Annotated in this window: 19 protein-coding genes; 15 read left to right on the forward strand and 4 right to left on the reverse strand. The window is 56.5% G+C overall.

The features are described 5' to 3' along the window. From rng to tldD, 3 genes are all read left to right on the forward strand, one after another. Positions 1 to 1,470: a ribonuclease G gene (gene rng, locus MKR05_RS25230; protein WP_004206239.1), complete on the forward strand. Its 1,470-nt coding sequence runs from the start codon at positions 1 to 3 to the stop codon at positions 1,468 to 1,470. Between the two features lie 37 nt (positions 1,471 to 1,507). Beyond that, a complete protein-coding gene (gene yhdP / locus MKR05_RS25235) occupies positions 1,508 to 5,305 on the forward strand; it encodes an AsmA2 domain-containing protein YhdP (protein WP_238875275.1) in 3,798 nt (1,265 codons plus the stop codon). An 87-nt stretch (positions 5,306 to 5,392) separates the two neighbouring features. Then, positions 5,393 to 6,838 (forward strand): metalloprotease TldD, encoded by a 1,446-nt coding sequence (gene tldD / locus MKR05_RS25240; protein WP_004206236.1) that lies wholly within the window; start codon positions 5,393 to 5,395, stop codon positions 6,836 to 6,838. A gap of 35 nt (positions 6,839 to 6,873) precedes the next feature. On the opposite strand, the gene aaeR is transcribed toward tldD, so the two are convergent. Next, the gene (gene aaeR, locus MKR05_RS25245; protein ID WP_002918641.1) at positions 6,874 to 7,803 is read right to left on the reverse strand and encodes an HTH-type transcriptional activator AaeR; all 930 of its coding nucleotides are present in this window, start codon (positions 7,801 to 7,803) and stop codon (positions 6,874 to 6,876) included. A gap of 131 nt (positions 7,804 to 7,934) precedes the next feature. Here aaeR and aaeX point away from each other — a divergent pair, with 131 nt between their 5' ends. The 4 genes from aaeX to MKR05_RS25265 all read left to right on the forward strand — a co-directional run bounded on the left by aaeX (position 7,935) and on the right by MKR05_RS25265 (position 11,406). Beyond that, a complete protein-coding gene (gene aaeX / locus MKR05_RS25250) occupies positions 7,935 to 8,138 on the forward strand; it encodes a p-hydroxybenzoic acid efflux pump operon protein AaeX (RefSeq protein ID WP_002918640.1) in 204 nt (67 codons plus the stop codon). 7 nt (positions 8,139 to 8,145) lie between these two features. Beyond that, positions 8,146 to 9,078: a p-hydroxybenzoic acid efflux pump subunit AaeA gene (gene aaeA / locus MKR05_RS25255; protein ID WP_023291152.1), complete on the forward strand. Its 933-nt coding sequence runs from the start codon at positions 8,146 to 8,148 to the stop codon at positions 9,076 to 9,078. Positions 9,079 to 9,083: 5 nt separating this feature from the next. Continuing rightward, positions 9,084 to 11,051 carry a p-hydroxybenzoic acid efflux pump subunit AaeB gene (aaeB, locus tag MKR05_RS25260; RefSeq protein WP_023291151.1) on the forward strand — a complete coding sequence of 656 codons (1,968 nt, stop codon included), beginning with the start codon at positions 9,084 to 9,086 and terminating at the stop codon, positions 11,049 to 11,051. A gap of 79 nt (positions 11,052 to 11,130) precedes the next feature. Next, complete coding sequence (locus MKR05_RS25265) at positions 11,131 to 11,406, forward strand: barstar family protein (protein ID WP_002918629.1); 276 nt, start codon at positions 11,131 to 11,133, stop codon at positions 11,404 to 11,406. Between the two features lie 50 nt (positions 11,407 to 11,456). On the opposite strand, the gene yhcN-B is transcribed toward MKR05_RS25265, so the two are convergent. The 3 genes from yhcN-B to argR form a co-directional block, all read right to left on the reverse strand. Continuing rightward, the gene (yhcN-B, locus tag MKR05_RS25270) at positions 11,457 to 11,723 is read right to left on the reverse strand and encodes a DUF1471 family stress response protein YhcN-B (RefSeq protein ID WP_002918627.1); all 267 of its coding nucleotides are present in this window, start codon (positions 11,721 to 11,723) and stop codon (positions 11,457 to 11,459) included. 99 nt (positions 11,724 to 11,822) lie between these two features. Further along, positions 11,823 to 12,086: a peroxide/acid stress response protein YhcN gene (yhcN, locus tag MKR05_RS25275; RefSeq protein ID WP_017899932.1), complete on the reverse strand. Its 264-nt coding sequence runs from the start codon at positions 12,084 to 12,086 to the stop codon at positions 11,823 to 11,825. 374 nt (positions 12,087 to 12,460) lie between these two features. Further along, complete coding sequence (gene argR, locus MKR05_RS25280) at positions 12,461 to 12,931, reverse strand: transcriptional regulator ArgR (protein ID WP_002918625.1); 471 nt, start codon at positions 12,929 to 12,931, stop codon at positions 12,461 to 12,463. 414 nt (positions 12,932 to 13,345) lie between these two features. Here argR and mdh point away from each other — a divergent pair, with 414 nt between their 5' ends. From mdh to oadA, 8 genes are all read left to right on the forward strand, one after another. After that, a complete protein-coding gene (gene mdh / locus MKR05_RS25285) occupies positions 13,346 to 14,284 on the forward strand; it encodes a malate dehydrogenase (RefSeq protein ID WP_023291150.1) in 939 nt (312 codons plus the stop codon). Between the two features lie 131 nt (positions 14,285 to 14,415). Next, positions 14,416 to 15,045, forward strand: a complete 630-nt coding sequence (locus MKR05_RS25290) for a GntR family transcriptional regulator (protein WP_023291149.1) — start codon at positions 14,416 to 14,418, stop codon at positions 15,043 to 15,045. Further along, complete coding sequence (locus MKR05_RS25295; protein ID WP_048298461.1) at positions 15,032 to 15,697, forward strand: GntR family transcriptional regulator; 666 nt, start codon at positions 15,032 to 15,034, stop codon at positions 15,695 to 15,697. The genes MKR05_RS25290 and MKR05_RS25295 overlap by 14 nt, the downstream gene beginning before the upstream one ends. 211 nt (positions 15,698 to 15,908) lie before the next feature. Next, positions 15,909 to 17,177, forward strand: a complete 1,269-nt coding sequence (locus MKR05_RS25300; protein ID WP_238875273.1) for an SLC13 family permease — start codon at positions 15,909 to 15,911, stop codon at positions 17,175 to 17,177. Positions 17,178 to 17,209: 32 nt separating this feature from the next. Continuing rightward, complete coding sequence (ttdA, locus tag MKR05_RS25305; RefSeq protein WP_238875272.1) at positions 17,210 to 18,109, forward strand: L(+)-tartrate dehydratase subunit alpha; 900 nt, start codon at positions 17,210 to 17,212, stop codon at positions 18,107 to 18,109. Continuing rightward, positions 18,109 to 18,726, forward strand: coding sequence for a L(+)-tartrate dehydratase subunit beta (gene ttdB, locus MKR05_RS25310; RefSeq protein WP_110238500.1), 618 nt, complete (start codon positions 18,109 to 18,111; stop codon positions 18,724 to 18,726). The genes ttdA and ttdB overlap by 1 nt, the downstream gene beginning before the upstream one ends. 141 nt (positions 18,727 to 18,867) lie before the next feature. Beyond that, positions 18,868 to 19,119, forward strand: coding sequence for an oxaloacetate decarboxylase subunit gamma (locus MKR05_RS25315; protein WP_023291145.1), 252 nt, complete (start codon positions 18,868 to 18,870; stop codon positions 19,117 to 19,119). Between the two features lie 15 nt (positions 19,120 to 19,134). Next, on the forward strand, positions 19,135 to 20,670 hold a 1,536-nt coding region (oadA, locus tag MKR05_RS25320), incomplete at its 3' end, for a sodium-extruding oxaloacetate decarboxylase subunit alpha (protein ID WP_284118944.1).

Below are 20,670 nucleotides of genomic sequence, written 5' to 3' on the forward strand. Positions count from 1 at the left end.
ATGACGGCTGAATTATTAGTGAACGTAACGCCATCCGAAACGCGCGTTGCGTATATTGATGGCGGTATTCTGCAGGAAATCCATATTGAGCGTGAAGCGCGACGCGGAATAGTAGGCAATATCTACAAAGGTCGTGTTAGCCGAGTGCTGCCGGGAATGCAGGCGGCTTTTGTAGATATTGGTCTGGATAAGGCGGCGTTCCTCCACGCCTCCGATATCATGCCGCATACCGAGTGCGTTGCCGGTGAAGAGCAAAAGCAGTTTACCGTGCGCGATATTTCGGAGCTGGTGCGCCAGGGCCAGGACCTGATGGTCCAGGTGGTTAAAGATCCGCTCGGTACCAAAGGCGCGCGTCTGACCACCGATATTACCCTGCCTTCCCGCTATCTGGTCTTTATGCCGGGCGCCTCCCACGTGGGGGTCTCTCAGCGCATTGAAAGCGAAGCCGAGCGCGAGCGGCTGAAAAAGGTCGTGGCAGAGTACTGCGACGAGCAGGGCGGATTTATCATTCGCACCGCCGCGGAAGGCGTTCACGAGCAAGAGATGGCCGCCGATGCCGCCTATCTTAAGCGCGTATGGACCAAGGTGATGGAGCGCAAAAAGCGCAACCAGACCCGCTATCAGCTGTACGGCGAGCTGGCCCTGGCTCAGCGCGTGCTGCGTGATTTTGCCGACGCGCATCTCGACCGGATTCGCGTCGACTCGCGGCTGACCTACGAGGCGCTACTCGAATTTACCGCCGAATATATCCCGGAAATGACCAGCAAGCTGGAACACTACAGCGGCCGTCAGCCGATATTCGATCTCTTTGACGTTGAGAACGAAATTCAGCGCGCGCTGGAGCGTAAAGTCGAGCTCAAGTCCGGGGGGTATCTGATCATCGACCAGACCGAGGCGATGACCACCATCGATATCAACACCGGGGCGTTTGTTGGGCACCGCAATCTTGACGATACTATCTTCAATACCAATATCGAAGCCACCCAGGCGATAGCCCGCCAGCTGCGTTTGCGTAATCTCGGCGGCATTATCATCATTGATTTCATCGACATGAACAATGAAGACCATCGCCGGCGGGTGTTGCACTCCCTGGAGCAGGCCCTCAGTAAAGACCGGGTGAAGACCAGCATCAACGGTTTCTCCCAGTTGGGTCTGGTGGAGATGACCCGTAAACGCACCCGCGAAAGCGTGGAGCATGTGCTGTGCAACGAATGCCCGACCTGCCACGGACGCGGAACGGTAAAGTCCGTGGAAACGGTATGCTATGAGATTATGCGTGAGATCGTTCGCGTGCATCATGCTTATGATTCCGATCGCTTCCTGGTCTATGCTTCCCCTGCGGTGGCGGAAACCCTGAAAGGGGAAGAGTCGCATGCGCTGGCGGAAGTGGAGATCTTTGTCGGCAAGCAGGTGAAGGTACAAATTGAGCCGCTCTATAATCAAGAGCAGTTCGATGTGGTTATGATGTAAGACACTGCGTCATTGTGCGGCTGACAAGGAGAGAGGCGTGAGGCGACTGCCCGGGATTTTATTGCTCACCGTGGCAACACTGATTGTTATCGTCGCGCTGCTGGTGAGTGGCTTGCGTCTCGTGTTGCCGCAGCTCGATGCCTGGCGTCCGCAGCTGCTGGAGAAGATCTCCTCTCTCACCGGCACGCCGGTGGATGCCTCGCAGATCGCCGCCAGCTGGCAAACTTTTGGCCCAACATTAGATGTCCGCGATATTCATGTCGGGCTGAAAGATGGTGGGACAATGGCGGTCAAGCGCGTGACCCTGGCGCTGGACGTCTGGCAGAGTCTGTTGCATATGCGCTGGCAGTTCCGCGATCTCACCTTCTGGCAGCTGCAGATCCATACCAATACCCCTATTCAGACCAATGACGGCGGCGAAAGCCTGAAAACCGACCGCGTCAGCGATCTCTTTTTACGTCAGTTCGACCACTTTACTCTGCGCGACAGCCATCTGAGCTTCCTGACTATTTCCGGTCAGCGGGCGGAGCTGGCGGTCCCGCAGCTGACCTGGCTTAACGGCAGGAACCGTCACCGCGCCGAGGGGCAGCTCAGCCTTTCCAGTCTCACCGGCCAGCATGGCGTCATGCAGGTGCGGATGGATCTCCGCGATGAGGATGGCCTGCTGAACAAAGGCCGGGTCTGGCTGCAGGCTGACGATATTGACGTCAAGCCCTGGCTGGGCCGCTGGATGCAGGACAATATCGCCCTGAAAAGCGCCCGCTTCAGCCTCGAAGGCTGGATGACCATTGAAAAAGGCGATGTGGCCAGCGGCGACGTATGGCTGAAAAAAGGGGGCGCCAGCTGGCAGGGGGATAGCGAGGTTCATCACCTGTCAGTGGATAACCTGACGGCGCATCTCTCCCATGACAAGCAGAGCTGGGGCTTCTACATTCCCGATACGCGGATCGCGATCGACGACAAACCCTGGCCAAGCGGCGCGCTGGCGATGGCGTGGATCCCAGCGCAGGATGTCGGTGGCGACGGTCATCAGCGTAGTGATGAATTACGTATTCGCGCCAGCAACTTAGCCCTCAGCGGTCTGAGCGGACTGCAGCCGTTTGCCGATAAGCTGGCGCCTTCATTGGGCGAACTCTGGCGCACCACGCAGCCCAGCGGCAAAATCAACCTGCTGGCTCTCGATATTCCCCTGCAGGCGACGGAGAAAACGCGCTTTCAGGCGCAGTGGAGCGATCTGGCGTGGAAGCAGTGGAAGCTCCTGCCGGGAGCGGAACACTTTTCCGGCAGCCTGAATGGCAGCGTTGAGCATGGGGAACTGCGCGCGCGCATGACGAAGGCGCTGATGCCGTATACCGGTGTTTTCCGGGCCCCGCTGGAGATCGCCGCTGGCGAAGCCACCCTCAGCTGGGTGAAAAATGACAAAGGGTTTATGCTTGATGGCCGCGATATTGACGTGCAGGCGACGGGGGTACGCGCCCGCGGCGGCTTCCGCTATCTGCAACCGCAGGGGGACGATCCCTGGCTGGGCATTCTGGCGGGGATCAGCACCAACGATGGCGGCCAGGCGTGGCGTTACTTCCCGGAAAACCTGATGGGCAAAGCGCTGGTGGACTATCTCAGCGGCGCGATTAAAGCCGGACAGGCCCGCGATGCGACGCTGGTGTATGGCGGCAACCCACATCTGTTCCCGTATCCGCACAACGAAGGCCAGTTCCAGGTTTACGTCCCGCTGAAGAATGCCACTTTCGCTTTTCAACCGGACTGGCCGGCGCTGACCGGGTTGAATATCGACCTTAATTTTATCAACAGCGGCCTGTGGATGCGGGCGGAGAAAGCGATGCTCGGCAACGTGACCGCCAGCAATCTCGATGCCGCGATCCCGGATTATGCGCAGGAAAAACTGCTGATTGATGCCGATATCAAAGGCCCGGGGAAAGAGGTGGGACCTTATTTCAACACCACGCCGCTGAAAGAGACCCTGGGAGCGGCGCTGGATTCCCTGCAGCTGGATGGTGATGTAAGCGCTCGCTTACATCTGAACATTCCCCTCGATGGCGAAATGACCACCGCGAAAGGCGATGTGCATCTGCAGAATAACAATCTGTTTATCAAACCGTTAGATACCACGCTGCAGAATCTGAGCGGTAATTTCAGCTTTGTGAATGGCGATCTTAATAGTCAAACGTTGAGCGCGACCTGGTTTAATCAGCCGCTGAACCTCAATTTTTCCACCCGCGAAGGCGAAAAAGCGTTTCTGGTGGATGTCGGGATGAACGCCAGCTGGCAACCGTCGCGCACCGGGCTGCTGCCGAAAGCGGTTAATGAGGCGCTGAGCGGTAGCGTTCCGTGGGAGGGTAAAGTCGCTATCGAACTGCCGTACCATGGCAATGCCAGCTATAAGGTTGATATCAATGGCGATCTGAAGAATGTGAGCAGTCACTTACCTTCACCGGTCAACAAGCCCGCTGGCGAACCCCTGCCGGTCAAAATTAATGTTGCCGGCGGTCTGAGCAGCTTCGACCTGACCGGTTCCGTTGGCGCGAAGAATCATATCAACAGCCGCTGGTTGCTGAACCGTAAGCTGACGCTGGACAGAGCGATCCTCACGACGGACAGCAAAGGCCCCTCTCCGCTGCCCGACCAGCCCGGCGTTGAGCTCAATCTGCCGCCGATGGATGGCGCGCAGTGGCTGGCGCTGTTCCAGAAGGGCGCGGCGAATGAAGTCAGCAGCAGCGTCCTCTTTCCACCGCGCATTGTGCTGCGTACGCCGTCGCTGGCGCTGGCCGGCCAGCAATGGAACAACGTGAGTCTGATGTCGCAGCCGGTCACCGGCGGTTCACAGGTTGAGGCGCAGGGGCGCGAGATCAACGCCACTCTGACGATGCGCGACAATGCCCCGTGGCTGGCAAATGTGCGTTATCTCTATTTCAACCCGGCCAGCGCCAGCGGCAAGGGCGGAACGGAGAACGTGGCCCCGCAGGCGGAGACGCGGCTGGATTTCCACGGTTGGCCCGATCTGCAGCTGCGCTGCGCGGAATGCTGGCTGTGGGGGCAAAAATATGGCCGTATCGAAGGCGATGTGGCGATCAAGGGCGATACCTTAACGCTCTCCAATGGCCTGGTGGATACCGGGTTTGGCCGGCTGACGACCGACGGCGTGTGGGTTAACGCCCCTTCCGGGGTGCGCACCTCGCTGAAAGGCAGACTGCATGGCAATAAAACGAATGAATTTGCGGATTTCTTTGGCGTTTCCACACCGGTGAAGGATTCGCCGTTTGATATCGACTACGATCTGCACTGGCGCGCGCCGCCCTGGTCACCCGATGTCGCGTCGCTCAATGGGATCATTAAAAGCCACCTCGGCAAGGGTCAGTTTACCGACCTGAGTACCGGACACGCAGGCCAGCTGCTGCGTTTGCTGAGCGTCGATGCCCTGCTGCGCAAACTGCGCTTCGACTTCAGCGATACCTTTAGCGAAGGATTTTACTTCGACTCGATTAACAGTACGGCCTGGATTAAGGATGGTGTACTGCATACCGATGATACGCTGGTGGATGGCCTGGAGGCGGACATTGCCATGAAAGGGTCGGTCGATCTGGTGCGTCGTCATCTGGACCTGCAGGCGGTGGTGGCGCCGGAGATATCCGCGACCGTCGGCGTGGCGGCGGCCTTCGCCGTCAACCCGATTGTCGGCGCGGCGGTGTTTGCCGCCAGCAAGGTGCTGGGGCCGCTGTGGAACAAAGTCTCGATACTGCGCTATCGCATCACCGGCCCGATTGACCAGCCGCAGATCAATGAAGTGCTGCGCCAGGCGCGCAGCAACAAAAAGCAATGATTTGACGATTGCCGGGAATTGCCGCAATCTCAATAGAAGCCTTCTGTATTTCCGCCTGTCAGGCGGCAACAAACGAGTAGCATAACGATGAGTCTGAACCTGGTAAGTGAACAATTACTGTCGGCAAATGGCCTGAATCATCAGGACCTGTTTGCCATTCTTGGTCAACTGACCGAGCGCCGCCTCGATTACGGCGATCTCTATTTTCAGTCGAGCTATCACGAATCCTGGGTTCTGGAAGACAGCATCATTAAAGATGGGTCGTACAATATCGACCAGGGCGTAGGCGTGCGCGCCGTCAGCGGCGAAAAAACGGGCTTTGCCTACGCTGACCAGATCAGCAAGCTGGCGCTGGAGCAGAGCGCCCAGGCGGCGCGGACCATTGTGCGCGAGACGGGCAATGGCAAAGTACAGACCCTCGGCGCCGTAGAGCACAGCGCCCTCTATACCAGCATCGACCCGCTGCAGAGTATGAGCCGGGAAGAGAAGCTGGATATTCTCCGCCGGGTAGACAAAGTCGCCCGCGCGGCGGACCAGCGCGTGCAGGAGGTTTCGGCCAGCCTGAGCGGGGTCTATGAGCTGATTCTGGTGGCCGCCACCGACGGCACTCTGGCCGCCGACGTTCGTCCGCTGGTGCGCCTCTCGGTCAGCGTGCTGGTGGAAGAGGACGGCAAACGCGAGCGCGGCAGCAGCGGCGGCGGCGGGCGTTTTGGCTATGACTATTTCCTCGCCTCTCAGGAGGGCGAAGTACGGGCCGACGCCTGGGCGAAAGAAGCGGTGCGCATGGCGCTGGTTAACCTCTCGGCGGTCGCCGCCCCGGCGGGGATGCTGCCGGTGGTGCTCGGCGCCGGCTGGCCTGGCGTCCTGCTGCACGAAGCGGTCGGTCACGGCCTGGAAGGCGATTTCAACCGTCGCGGCACCTCGGTCTTTAGCGGCCATATGGGGGAATTAGTCGCCTCTGAGCTGTGCACCGTCGTGGACGATGGCACCATCGTCGACCGTCGTGGCTCGGTGGCCATCGATGACGAAGGCACGCCGGGTCAATACAATGTGCTGATCGAAAACGGCATCCTGAAAGGCTACATGCAGGATAAACTCAATGCGCGTCTGATGGGCGTCGCGCCGACCGGCAACGGCCGCCGTGAATCCTATGCCCATCTGCCGATGCCGCGTATGACCAACACCTATATGCTGGCGGGCCAGTCCACGCCGCAGGAGATTATCGAGTCGGTGGACTACGGTATCTTCGCGCCAAACTTCGGCGGCGGGCAGGTGGATATCACCTCCGGTAAGTTTGTCTTCTCCACCTCCGAGGCCTATCTGATCGAAAAAGGCAAGGTCACGAAGGCGGTGAAAGGCGCTACCCTGATCGGCTCCGGGATTGAGACTATGCAGCAGATTTCGATGGTGGGTAACGATCTGCGTCTGGATAACGGCGTCGGCGTCTGTGGCAAAGAGGGCCAGAGCGTGCCGGTGGGCGTTGGCCAGCCGACCCTGAAGGTCGATAACCTCACCGTCGGCGGCACTGCCTGATCCTGAGCGGGTTCCCGGCGTCGCCGGGAACCGCTTCAGCGGGCGATCCCTCTGCCGTGCATCCCCTGATAGATCTTCGCCACGTCGACAAAATACTCCGTCAGATAATTGATACAGACCTGCACTTTCAGCGGCAGTTTATCCTTTTCGGTGTACAGGGCGTAGACCGGACGCGGATCGGACTGGTAGCTCGGCAGCAGGATCTCAAGCTCACCGCGATTGATCTCTTCGATCGCCCACATCAACGGCACATAGGCGATACCCACCCCGGCGGTCAGCCAGCGCACCAGCGTCATGGGGTCATTGGTCACAAAGCGCCCCTGCGGGGTCAGGCGGGTTGAGATCCCTTCCGGCGCGATAATGACAAACTCATTGTCCGGCCGCACGCTATATTCCAGCCAGGCATGCCCGGCAAGATCGGCTGGTTTCTCAGGATTGCCTGCCTGCGCCAGATAGCTTTTCGCGGCGCATAACACCATCGGCATTGAGCCCAGACGGCGGGAAAAAAGACTGGAATCCTGCAGGGCGCCCACGCGGATCACCACGTCAAGACCGTCGGCGATCAGGTCCGGGGCAGGTATGCCGGTGACCAGATTGACGGAGAGCCCGGGGTATTCTTTCAGCATTTTCGCCGTTATGCGCGCCAGAACATTCTGTGCCATAGTTGAAGAGCAGCCGATACGCAGCGTTCCGATGGGGGTGTTGTTAAATGCGTATAATTGCTCATGGACATCCTGTGCTTCAAACAGCATCCTACGGCAGCCCTGATAGTAAATTTTACCCGCTTCCGTTAAGCCAAGGCTGCGGGTGCTGCGGTTGAGCAGCTTCACCTGCAGTTCATCTTCCAGTTTGGCGACGGTCTGACTGATCGAGGAAACGCTCATCTGAAGCTGGCGGGCCGCTGCGGTGAAGGAACCTAATTCGACCACTTTGGCGAAAACGGACATGCGCTTTAATCGTTCCATTATTCACTCTGGCTTAAAAGTGATTTAGATCACACATTGTAGATAATGCGGCAATCGTTACGTTAATATATTGTTAGCTACATAATAAACGCATCTGCTCACTACCTGTACGCTTCTTATTCAAGGTCATCATGAGTCTGTTTCCTGTCATCGTGATTTTCGGCTTATCGTTTCCGCCGATCTTCTTCGAGTTGCTTTTGTCGCTGGCCATCTTCTGGCTGGTGCACCGATTGCTGGTTCCGACCGGCATTTACGATTTTGTCTGGCACCCTGCACTGTTTAATACGGCGCTATATTGCTGCCTTTTTTATTTGATATCGCGCTTGTTCGTTTGAGGTTGATGTGAAAACACTAACAAGAAATATCCTCCGTACCGCTATTACCGTGATACTGGTCATTTTGGCCTTCGTGGCGATTTTCCGCGCCTGGGTTTACTACACCGCCTCGCCGTGGACGCGGGATGCGCGCTTTAGCGCCGACATTGTGGCCATTGCTCCCGACGTCTCCGGGCTGATTTCCCAGGTAAACGTCAAGGATAACCAACTGGTTAAGAAAGACCAGGTATTGTTCGTTATTGACCAACCTCGTTACCAAAAAGCGCTGGCGCAGGCGGAAGCCGATGTCGCCTACTACCAGACCTTAGCCCAGGAAAAACGTGTCGAAGCCGGTCGGCGTAATAAGCTTGGCGTCCAGGCGATGTCGCGGGAAGAGATTGACCAGGCGAACAACGTGCTGCAGACCGTTGAGCATCAGCTGGCGAAAGCGGTGGCCAGCCGCGACCTGGCCAGACTGGACCTGCAGCGCACAGAGATTCGCGCCCCCGCTGATGGCTGGGTGACCAACCTTAACGTCTATACCGGGGAATTTATCACTCGCGGCTCCACGGCGGTGGCGCTGGTGAAAGAGAATACATTTTACGTCATGGCCTATCTGGAAGAGACCAAACTGGAAGGCGTCCGCCCTGGATATCGGGCGGAAATTACCCCACTTGGCAGCAGCAAAACCATTAAAGGCACGGTGGACAGTATCGCTGCGGGGGTAACCAACGCCAGCAGCAGCAGCGACTCGAAAGGGATGGCTTCGGTGGATTCCAACCTTGAATGGGTGCGTCTGGCGCAGCGTGTGCCGGTTCGTATTCGCCTTGACCACCAGCAGGGGAATCTGTGGCCATCGGGCACGACGGCGACGGTGGTGATCACCGGTAAAGAAGACCGTGATACCAGCCAGGCCAACTTCTTCCAGAAACTGGCTATGCGCCTGCGCGAATTCGGTTAATCGCTATGGGGACATATACTATTGCTCCCCAGCATCTCCGCTTTGCTATTAAGCTTGCATGCGCGGTGGTGTTGGCGCTGTTCGTCGGCTTCCATTTTCAGCTCGAAACGCCGCGCTGGGCGGTGCTGACCGCGGCGATTGTCGCCGCTGGCCCGGCCTTTGCCGCCGGGGGAGAGCCGTACTCCGGCGCGATCCGCTATCGCGGCATGTTGCGTATTGCCGGGACCTTTATTGGCTGTATTGCGGCGCTGGTCATCATCATCCTGATGATCCGCGCCCCTCTGCTGATGATGCTGGTCTGCTGCCTGTGGGCCGGGTTTTGTACCTGGGTTTCGTCGCTGGTCAAGGTCGAAAACTCCTATGCCTGGGGGCTGGCCGGATACACCGCGCTGATTATCATTATTACCATCCACACCGATCCGATGCTGGCGCCGCAGTTTGCCGTTGAGCGCTGCAGCGAAATCGTCATCGGGATTGTCAGCGCCATCGTCGCCGATCTGCTGTTCTCCCCGCGTTCGATTAAAAAAGAGATCGACCTTGAACTGGATAACCTGCTGATTGCGCAGTATAAGCTGATGCAGTTATGCGTTGCGCACGGCGAAAAAGATGAAGTGGATCAGGCCTGGGGAGCGCTGGTGCGTCGCACCACGGCGCTGGAAGGAATGCGCAGTAACCTGATTATGGAGTCCTCTCGCTGGGCTAAGGCGAATCAACGCCTGAAGGCGATCAATACCCTCTCGCTAACGCTTATCACCCAGGCTTGCGAAACCTACCTGATTCAGAACTCGCGCCCGGAAATGGTGACGGACGACTACCGCGAGCTGTTCGCTGAGCCGGTTGAGACGGTGCAGGATGTTCACCAGCAGCTGAAGCGTATGCGTCGCTTCCTGACCTGGAAAGGCGAGCATAATACGCCGGTCACCATCTACAGCTGGGTAGGCGCAGCCACCCGTTACCTGCTGCTTAAGCGTGGCGTGGTGGGCAACACCAAAATCAGCCGCATCGAAGACGGTGTATTGCGCGGCGAAACGGTGGTTAAAGTGGAGTCCGCCGAGCGTCACCACGCGATGGTGAACTTCTGGCGTACCTCCGTCTCCTGTATCCTTGGGACGCTGTTCTGGCTGTGGACGGGCTGGACCTCAGGTAGCGGCGCGATGGTGATGATTGCCGTGGTTACCGCGCTGGCGATGCGCTTGCCTAACCCGCGAATGGTGGCGATAGACTTCCTCTACGGTACTCTGGCGGCGTTACCGCTGGGTACCCTGTACTTTCTGGTGATCATGCCGGCGACGCAGCAGAGTATGCTGTTGCTTTGTATCAGCCTGGCGGCGATGGCGTTTTTTATCGGTATCGAAGTGCAGAAAAGGCGCCTCGGATCGCTGGGGGCGCTGGCGAGCACCATCAACATTCTGGTGCTGGATAACCCGATGCAGTTCCAGTTCAGTCAGTTCCTCGATAGCGCGCTGGGGCAGATCGTCGGTTGTTTCCTCGCCCTGATGGTTATTCTCATTGTCAGGGATAACTCCCGGGCAAGAACCGGTCGGGTGCTGCTGAACCAGTTTGTCTCCGCGGCGGTCTCTTCGCTGACCACCAACTCGGCGCGTCGCAAAGAGAATCATCTGCCCGCGCTCTATCAGCAGCTGTTTTTATTGCTCAACAAATTCCCTGGCGATGTCGCCCGTTTCCGTCTGGCGTTGACGTTAATCATTGCCCACCAGCGCCTGCGCGATGCGCCCGTGCCGGTGAATGAGGATCTGTCGGCGTTCCATCGCCAGCTGCGACGTACCGCGGATCATGTGATCTCCGCCGGGAGCGATGATAAGCGTCGGCGCTACTTTACCCGGCTGCTGGCGGAGCTTGATGTTTATCAGGAGAAGCTGCGGGTCTGGGAGGCTTCGCCGCAGGTGACCGAGCCGGTACGGCGACTGGTTGAGATGTTGCACAAGTACCAGCATGTGCTGACCAGCAGTTAACCCATAAACCGACGCCCAGGCGTCGGTTTTTTTATCGCTATACTTAACGGCGACAGGAAGAGAAGCGGGAGGGGCTGCCATGACCACCTATACGTTTGATTTTGACGAAATCGCCGAGCAACAGGATTTCTACCGGGAGTTTTCCCGCACCTTCGAGCTGGCACAGGATAAGGTCAACAACCTTGATTCGCTATGGGACGCGGTGACCGGTGGGCTGCTGCCGCTGCCGCTGGACATTGAGTTCATCCATTTAAATGACAAGCAGCGTCGGCGCTTTGGGGCGTTAATTTTATTATTTGATGAAGCAGAGGAAGAGCTGGAGGGGGAGTTACGTTTTAACGCCCGGCAGGCATAAAAAAGCCCCCGGCAGGCGGGGGCAAGTCGTCGAAATAAGACGACGAGGGTTTATTTGTACAGCTCAGCGGTGGCGTGCCAGCTATCGCCGGTACGTGCTTCAATAATACGGTAGCTGCTGGCGCCTTCTTTCTCGGCTTTAGCGGCCAGTTCCTGACGCATGTCCATTGGCGCACTACCTACCTGGGAAACCGAGATGGTGCCCATGGACTGCAGGTTCTGGGCTTGCTCAGCGTTCACTTGCTGCACGGCCGCGCTAGCGCCGAAAGAGAGAAGGGAAGCCAGGCCAAGGGATGCGATGATCATTGCGCGTTTCATAATCTTTACTCCAGTCTTTGTTTTGCCGCGGCGGGGCGATGAATGAGGCCGGGCCGCGGTAGAGAATTTTTGTCGGGTTAATCGTTGACGATCTAAAACTTATTTATACAGCTCAGCAGTGGCATGCCAGTGGTCGCCAGTGCGGGCTTCGATAATGCGGTAAGAAGAAGCCCCTTCTTCCTGCGCTTTTTTGTTCAGCATTTCATGCATATCCATCGGGGAAGAGGCTACCGCGCCGACGGAAACTGTACCGATGGCCTCGCGGCCCTGGGCTTGCTCGCTGTTGATAACATCAGCGGCGAAAGCGCCAAACGACATGACGGACAGGATGCTGAGAGCTGCTACAGTGGTTTTGATTTTCATGATGTTCACCTCGTCGAATCTTTTTGTTGAGGGTCTTTGTTTCGTGACCCTCATCACAAAAACAAGTATACACTAATCACCAAAAATATTAATACCATGCTAATTGTTTTGTGCGTTAATAGTTACAATAAATTGCGCTTTTTATAACCGATAAGAATTAAAAATGACGAGTCACCGACAGAGATAAGTTTTATTTCTAATAAAATCATAAAGGTATACGATTTTGATCTTTCGTGCGTTTTAGGCGTTTCCCTTACGTAAAAGAACGTATAGACAGGCTAAATCACACGAAATGTTAAATTTTTGTTGAGTTGAAAGGGGGGGAGGGAGAGAAGAGGGGGAATCACCCTCTGACGGTTGCCAGAGGGGAATGCTCAGAGTTCCTGTTCGAACAGCACCAGGATAGCGTCGTGCAGATCTTTCACTGTGAAACCGCGCGCTGGCGTGGTGAAGATGGTGTCATCCCCGGCGATGCTGCCAAGAATACCTTCCGCCTTGCCCAGCGAGTCGAGAAGACGGGCGATCAGCTGCGCTGCCCCGGGGCTGGTGTGAATCACCACGACGGCATCGTTATAATCGATATCCAGCACCAGATTTTTCAGCGGGCTGGAGGTGGTCGGCACGCCAAGCTCGGCAGGCAGGCAATAGACCATTTCCATTTTGGCGTTACGGGTACGAACCGCGCCAAATTTGGTGAGCATGCGGGAAACCTTCGATTGGTTGATATTCTCGAAGCCTTCTTCCTGCAGCGCCTGGACGATCTCTCCCTGCGAGCTGAATTTCTCTTCTTTAAGCAGCGCTTTAAACGCTTTAACCAGTTCTTCTTGTTTTGCCGAACTTCGCATAAGTCACCCAGATTATGGTGGTAAAATCAACATCATTATGCATAACCGTGAATTTTTATGCAAATAATCCGCGAGGGGATAGGTCAATAATGTTATGAAGGGGGCATATTTTAGCAAAAAAACCGTATAAGGAACATGTTCTCATCACAACGCTTAAAGGCATGTAAAAGTAAATGAAATGTTATTGAGTTGGTGTTGTTTTGCGCAACTGGCTGGGTGTATTGTAACCAATAGTCGATCCGGTACTTCGCTTTGCTGGATGGTCAGTCAGGAAGCATAAAGTGCGCCGCTGTTCTATTGCTACGCACAATAATGCATTCTTCAGCCATAATCATTGTAATTGTTCATCTTGTGAATTAAGGTCCAGGCGACGGAATAACGAAAGACTAAATTAACCATAATAAGGAGTTTAGGATGAAAGTTGCAGTCCTTGGCGCTGCCGGTGGTATCGGCCAGGCGCTTGCCCTACTACTTAAGACCCAACTGCCTTCAGGTTCAGAGCTCTCGTTGTACGACATCGCTCCGGTTACGCCGGGCGTGGCGGTAGATCTAAGTCATATCCCCACAGATGTAAAAATTAAAGGATTTTCCGGTGAAGATGCTACCCCGGCGCTGGAAGGCGCTGATGTGGTGCTGATCTCCGCGGGCGTAGCGCGTAAGCCCGGCATGGATCGTTCCGACCTGTTTAATGTGAATGCGGGTATCGTTAAGAACCTCGTGCAGCAGATTGCCAAAACCTGCCCGCAGGCCTGCATCGGCATTATTACCAACCCGGTGAACACCACCGTGGCCATCGCCGCCGAAGTGCTGAAAAAAGCCGGCGTGTACGATAAAAACAAACTGTTCGGCGTGACTACGCTGGACATCATCCGCTCCAATACCTTTGTGGCGGAGCTGAAAGGTCAATCGGCAACCGAGGTGGAAGTCCCGGTTATTGGCGGTCACTCCGGGGTCACCATTCTGCCTTTACTGTCGCAGATCCCGGGCGTCAGCTTTAGCGATCAGGAAGTGGCCGATCTGACTAAACGCATTCAAAACGCCGGTACCGAGGTCGTGGAAGCGAAAGCGGGCGGCGGGTCGGCGACCTTGTCGATGGGTCAGGCGGCTGCGCGCTTTGGCCTTTCTCTGGTTCGCGCCATGCAGGGAGAAAAAGGCGTAGTGGAGTGCGCCTACGTGGAAGGCGACGGCCAGTATGCGCGTTTCTTCTCTCAGCCGCTGCTGCTGGGGAAGAATGGCGTAGAAGAGCGTCAGTCTATCGGCAAACTCAGCGCCTTTGAGCAGCAGGCGCTGGAAGGCATGCTGGACACCCTGAAGAAAGATATCGCGCTCGGCGAAGACTTCGTCAACAAGTAACCTCGCACGCTCAAAAAAGCCGGAACTGTTGTTCCGGCTTTTTATTACCTCACTTTTCGCCCCAATGCGCCAGCGGTCGGGCAAATCTGCTAAAATCCCCCGCGTTTTAAGCCACCAGCCATGAGGACAGCGTGAAAAAGATCGAAAGAAAACAGACCCGGGACCAAATCGCGCAGATGATTCGTTATCAGATCCTCTCCGGCGCCATGAAACCCGGGGAGGAATTGACTCAGGAGAACATCGCAGAACAGCTGGGACTTTCACGTATGCCGGTTAGGGAAGCGCTACAGTCCCTTGAACAGGAAGGATTTCTGGTGCGCTTGCCTAACCGACATATGCAGGTCTCCACGCTGGCCGTCGAGGACGTGAGCCATATTTTTCGCGTTATCGCGGTGATGGCTGCGGAACTATTTGCCCTCGTGCCGGCGAATCAGGGGGAATTACTTCGCGCACGCGCGCAGGAGCTGGCGTGTGCTGGTGATAACGCCGGTGAACTGGCGTTTCATCAGTTGCTGATTTCCTATCTTGATAACCGCTATCTGGCAAAGGCGTATCAGCAATTTTTGGACGGTTATATTTCCTATGTCATTCTGTACCTGAAAGAGGATGGCCAGGAGTCGGCGCAGATCCTGAGCGAACTGGCGAGCGCCATTGGCCAGGGTGAAGGCGAAAAAATTGCTCAGGCAACACAGCGTTATTTCCTTATCCTTGCGGAGATAATGCGTCAACATATGAAGGATTGGGAAAGTGCAGAAGCCTAAATTAGGGAAAATTAAGCTTCTTTCCGCGAAGGAGCAGGTGGCGGCGGTTTTGCGTAAAGCGATCCTTTCGCGGGATTTAGTGGAAGGGCAGGAAATTACCCTTGAAGGGATTGCCAAAATGGTTGGCGTTTCCAGCATGCCGGTACGTGAAGCGTTTCAGATTTTAGCCGCTGATGGCCTGATTCAAGTGCGGCCGAATAAAGGTGCGTTGGTGCTGGGGATTAATGAGCAGACTATCCGCGAGCATTACGAAATTCGCGCCGTACTGGAAAGTGAAGCGGTGGCGAAAGCTTCTCGCCCAGGGACCGATATTACACGCATCGCTCAGGTTCACTATGCCGCAGAGAAGGCGCTGGCAGACAATAATTCTGCTGAATATTCCGACCTGAATCAGGCCTTCCACATGGAGATCTGGAACGCGGCGGGAAATGAAAAAATGAAGATGCTGCTCTGCAACATGTGGAACGGACTCTCGATGGGGCACAAGGTGACCGAAGAAGAGTACGCCATCATTTCCATTCGTGAACATAAAGCGATCTTACAAGCGCTTGAGCAGCATAACGAAGCGCTGGCCCGCCAGCGAATGCATGAGCATATCATCCGCTCGATGGAGAATATGCTCACGCGTTACCTGCCCGATCCGGCACCCTGACCGGTTCGATCGCCAGCGAATGGCTGGCGTTTGTTGTATTTATCAACATTATTAATTCCTCCTCGTGACGATCTGCGCAGGATCTTGATGCAGATCTCATTGCGCGATCATTCCACAAAAACGCATTGACTTACTTTTTGCATGGGAATAATTTCTCTCTCGTCAATATTGGATACAATATCATATATCATTGATAGGAAAAATTATAAGTATGGAACCGATTACCATCACCCTATGTTTGCTGGTGTTCGCTATCGTCATGTTTATCTGGGAAAAGGTGCCGCTGGCAGTGACTTCCATGGTGGTTTGCGTGGCGTTAGTGGTCACTGGCGTATTGGATCTAAAACAGGCCTTTGCCGGTTTTATCGACAGCAACGTCATTCTCTTTGTCGCCATGTTTATCGTTGGCGGGGCGTTATTTGAGACCGGGATGGCCAATAAAGTCGGTGGGGTGATCACTCACTTCGCCAAAACTGAGAAGCAGCTGATCTTCACCATTATGGTGGTGGTTGGCGTGATGTCAGGTTTTCTCTCGAATACCGGTACGGCAGCCGTATTGATCCCGGTCGTGATTGGCGTGGCCGCCAAATCGGGATTTACCCGCTCGCGTCTGCTGATGCCGCTGGTGTTTGCTGCCGCGCTGGGCGGCAACCTGTCGCTGATTGGCGCTCCGGGCAACCTGATCGCACAATCGGCCCTGCAGAAGATCGGTAGCGGTTTCGGCTTCTTTGAGTATGCGAAAGTGGGCCTACCAATGCTGGTCTGCGGCATCCTCTATTTCCTGACCATCGGCTATAAGTTCCTGCCCAATAACCCGAACAGCGGTGAAGTGGGCAGCGTCGGCGAACAGCGTGATTACAGTCATGTTCCGCGCTGGAAGCAGATCCTGTCCCTGGTCGTACTGATCGCCACGATCCTCGGCATGATTTTCGAAAAACAGACCGGCATTAGACTGGCGGTGGCGGGCTGTATTGGTGCCCTGGTGCTGATTGTTACTGGGGTACTGACGGAAAAGCAAGCTTACAAAGCCATTGATTCACAGACTATTTTTATCTTCGGCGGCACCCTGGCGCTGGCAAAGGCGCTGGAAATGACCGGGGCGGGCAAGCTGGTGGCTGACCAGGTTATCGGTCTGCTGGGCAACAACTCCTCGCCGTTCATGCTGCTGGTGGTGGTTTTTATCCTCTCCGTGGTGATGACCAACTTTATGTCCAATACCGCCACCGTCGCGCTACTGGTGCCAGTGAGCCTGTCTATTGCCGCCGGTATGGGAGCCGATCCGCGTGCGGTGCTGATGGCGACAGTGATTGGTAGCTCCTGCGCCTATGCGACGCCGATCGGTATGCCCGCCAATATGATGGTGCTGTCGGCCGGGGGCTATAAATTCGTCGATTACGCCAAGTGCGGCATCCCTCTGATTATCGTTTCCACCATTGTCAGCCTGATCCTGCTGCCAATCCTTTTCCCTTTTCATCCGTAACTTACGGACGCTGTTCTGACTAAGGAGCCTTTATGAGCAAAAGTGAACAGATATCCCGCATGACCGACATTATGGCCAGATTTGTGGGATATACCGGCAAAGTATTGCCTGATGACGTCACGGCAAAACTAAAAGAGTTGCATAAGAAAGAGACCAGCCAGCTGGCGGATGTCATCTTCACCACCATGATTGAAAACCAGCGACTGGCGAAAGAGCTGGATCGTCCCTCCTGCCAGGATACCGGCGTGATCCAGTTTCTGGTGGAGTGCGGCGCCAACTTCCCGCTGATCGGCGAACTGGAAGCGCTGTTGCGCGAATCGGTGATCAAAGCCACCGTCGACTCCCCGCTGCGTCATAACAGCGTCGAGACCTTTGATGAATACAACACCGGCAAAAACGTTGGCAAAGGGACGCCCACCGTTTTCTGGGAGATTGTCCCGGATTCCGATCAGTGCAGCATCTACACCTATATGGCTGGCGGCGGCTGCTCGCTGCCGGGTAAAGCGATGGTGTTGATGCCTGGCGCTGGCTATGAAGGGGTGACCCGCTTTGTACTGGATGTGATGACCAGCTATGGTCTGAACGCCTGTCCGCCGCTGCTGGTTGGCGTTGGCGTTGCGACTTCCGTTGAAACGGCGGCGCTGTTGTCGAAGAAAGCGCTGATGCGCCCGATTGGCCCGCACAATGACAACGAACGCGCGGCATCGCTGGAAAAAATGCTCGAAGACGGCATCAACAAAATTGGCCTGGGGCCGCAGGGGATGTCCGGCAATACCTCCGTAATGGGCGTCAATATCGAAAATACTGCCCGTCATCCTTCCACTATTGGCGTGGCGGTTAACGTTGGCTGCTGGTCGCACCGCAAAGGACATATCGTTTTCGATAAAGACCTGAACTACACCATTACGTCTCACACAGGAGTGGCATTCTGATGGCTAAAAAAATACTCACTACGCCCATTAAAGATGAAGATTTAGCTGATATTAAAGCGGGCGATATCATTTATCTCAACGGCCATATTGTGACCTGTCGAGATGTGGCTCATCGTCGCTTAATTGAGGGCGGTCGTGAATTACCGGTTAATGTTGCCGGTGGCGCGATATTGCATGCCGGGCCGATTGTGCGACCGATTAAAGGTTCGGAAAATAAATTTGAAATGGTCTCCGTTGGGCCGACCACCAGTATGCGCATGGAGAAATTTGAAAAAGAGTTTATTGCCAGAACCGGCGTGAAATTAATCGTTGGTAAAGGCGGTATGGGGAAGGGAACGGAAGAGGGTTGCGCCGAGCATAAAGCCTTGCACTGCGTGTTCCCGGCCGGCTGCGCGGTCGTCGCCGCGGTCTGCGTGGAAGAAATCGAAGATGCGCAGTGGCGTGATTTAGGGATGCCGGAAACCTTATGGGTATGTCGGGTGAAAGAGTTCGGGCCGTTAATTGTCTCAATCGATACCCACGGCAATAACCTGTTTGAGCAGAATAAAGTGATCTTTAATCAGCGCAAAGACATTGTCACCGATGAAATCTGCAAACATGTGAGCTTCATTAAATAACCCCGATTGAATATATAGCGCAGTAATGGCAGCGGCAGCTGACCGCTAAACAGAGGCTTCTGACCAGGCGGTCCGGGGAAATCCACTCTGCTAACGCGGTCTGCTGTTAGCCATTATTGCGCCCCTCCCAAAGGCTATTTTATGACTGATAATGCCGTCCTGTTAGGCGAAGGCTTCACCCTGATGTTTCTCGGCATGGGCTTTGTGCTGGTGTTCCTGCTGCTGCTCATTTTCGCCATCCGGGGAATGTCCCTCGCCGTCAACCGCCTGTTTCCCGAGCCGCCTGCCGCCCCCAAACCGGCGCCGGCCGCCGTTGCGCCCGCCGGCGACTTCGCCCGCTTAACGCCGGCGATTGTCGCCGCCATTCACCACCACCGCCGTCTTCACCCTTAATTCACGGAGGAATTCATGACCGTTGCCATTACCGATGTCGTCCTGCGCGACGCCCACCAGTCCCTGTTCGCCACCCGTCTGCGTCTCGACGATATGCTCCCCGTCGCCGCTCAGCTTGACGACGTCGGCTACCGTTCGCTGGAGTGCTGGGGCGGCGCCACCTTCGACGCCTGCATCCGCTTCCTCGGCGAGGACCCGTGGGTCCGCCTGCGCGAGCTGAAAAAGGCGATGCCGAAAACCCCGCTGCAGATGCTGCTCCGCGGCCAGAACCTGCTCGGCTACCGTCACTACGCCGACGACGTGGTCGAACGCTTCGTGGAGCGAGCCGTCAAAAACGGTATGGACGTCTTCCGCGTCTTCGACGCCATGAACGACCCGCGCAACATGCAGGCCGCCCTGCAGGCGGTCCGCAGCCACGGCGCCCACGCCCAGGGCACCCTGAGCTACACCACCAGCCCGGCCCACACCCTGCAGACCTGGCTCGACCTCACCGAACAGCTGCTGGAGACCGGCGTCGACTCCATCGCGATTAAAGACATGTCCGGCATTCTCACCCCCGGCGCCGCCTTTGAGCTGGTCAGCGAAATCAAAAAACGCTTTGCCGTCACCCTGCACCTGCACTGCCACGCCACCACCGGCATGGCAGAGATGGCCCTGCTGAAGGCCATTGAAGCCGGCGTCGACGGCGTCGACACCGCCATCTCCTCGATGAGCGCCACCTACGGCCACCCGGCCACCGAAGCGCTGGTGGCCACCCTCGCGGGTACTGAGCACGACACCGGGCTGGATATCCTGAAGCTCGAAAGCATCGCGGCGTACTTCCGCGAGGTGCGCAGAAAATACCACGCCTTCGAAGGCCAGCTGAAGGGCACCGACAGCCGTATCCTCGTGGCCCAGGTGCCGGGCGGGATGCTCACCAACCTCGAGGGCCAGCTGAAGCAGCAGAACGCCGCCCACCGTCTGGATGAAGTGCTGGCGGAAATCCCCCGCGTGCGCGAGGACCTCGGCTTCATCCCGCTGGTCACCCCGACCTCGCAGATTGTCGGCACCCAGGCGGTGCTCAACGTGCTGACCGGCGAGCGCTACAAAACCATCGCAAAGGAGACCGCCGGCATTCTGAAAGGTGAATACGGCCACACGCCGGCGCCGGTGAACGCCGCCCTGCAGGCCCGCGTACTGGACGGCGCTGAAGCCATCACCTGCCGCCCGGCGGACCTGCTGAAGCCGGAGCTGGCGCAGCTGGAAGCCGATGTGAAGCGCCAGGCGCGGGAGAAGAATATTCAGCTGGCGGAGAACGCCATCGACGATGTGCTCACCGTGGCCCTGTTCCCGCAGCCCGGCCTGAAGTTCCTCGAAAACCGCCATAACCCGGCGGCCTTTGAACCGGTGCCGCAGGTGGAAGACGCCAGGCCTGCCGCGCCGGGGAAAGCCGCCGCCTCCGGCGTCTACACCGTGGAAGTGGAAGGCAAAGCCTTTGTGGTGAAGGTCAGCGACGGCGGCGACGTCAGCCAGCTGACGGCGGCCACCCCGTCTTCCGCACCGGTTCCTGCC

Source organism: Klebsiella sp. K5-204 (assembly GCF_030128585.1).
Taxonomy (GTDB): Bacteria; Pseudomonadota; Gammaproteobacteria; order Enterobacterales; family Enterobacteriaceae; genus Klebsiella; species Klebsiella quasipneumoniae.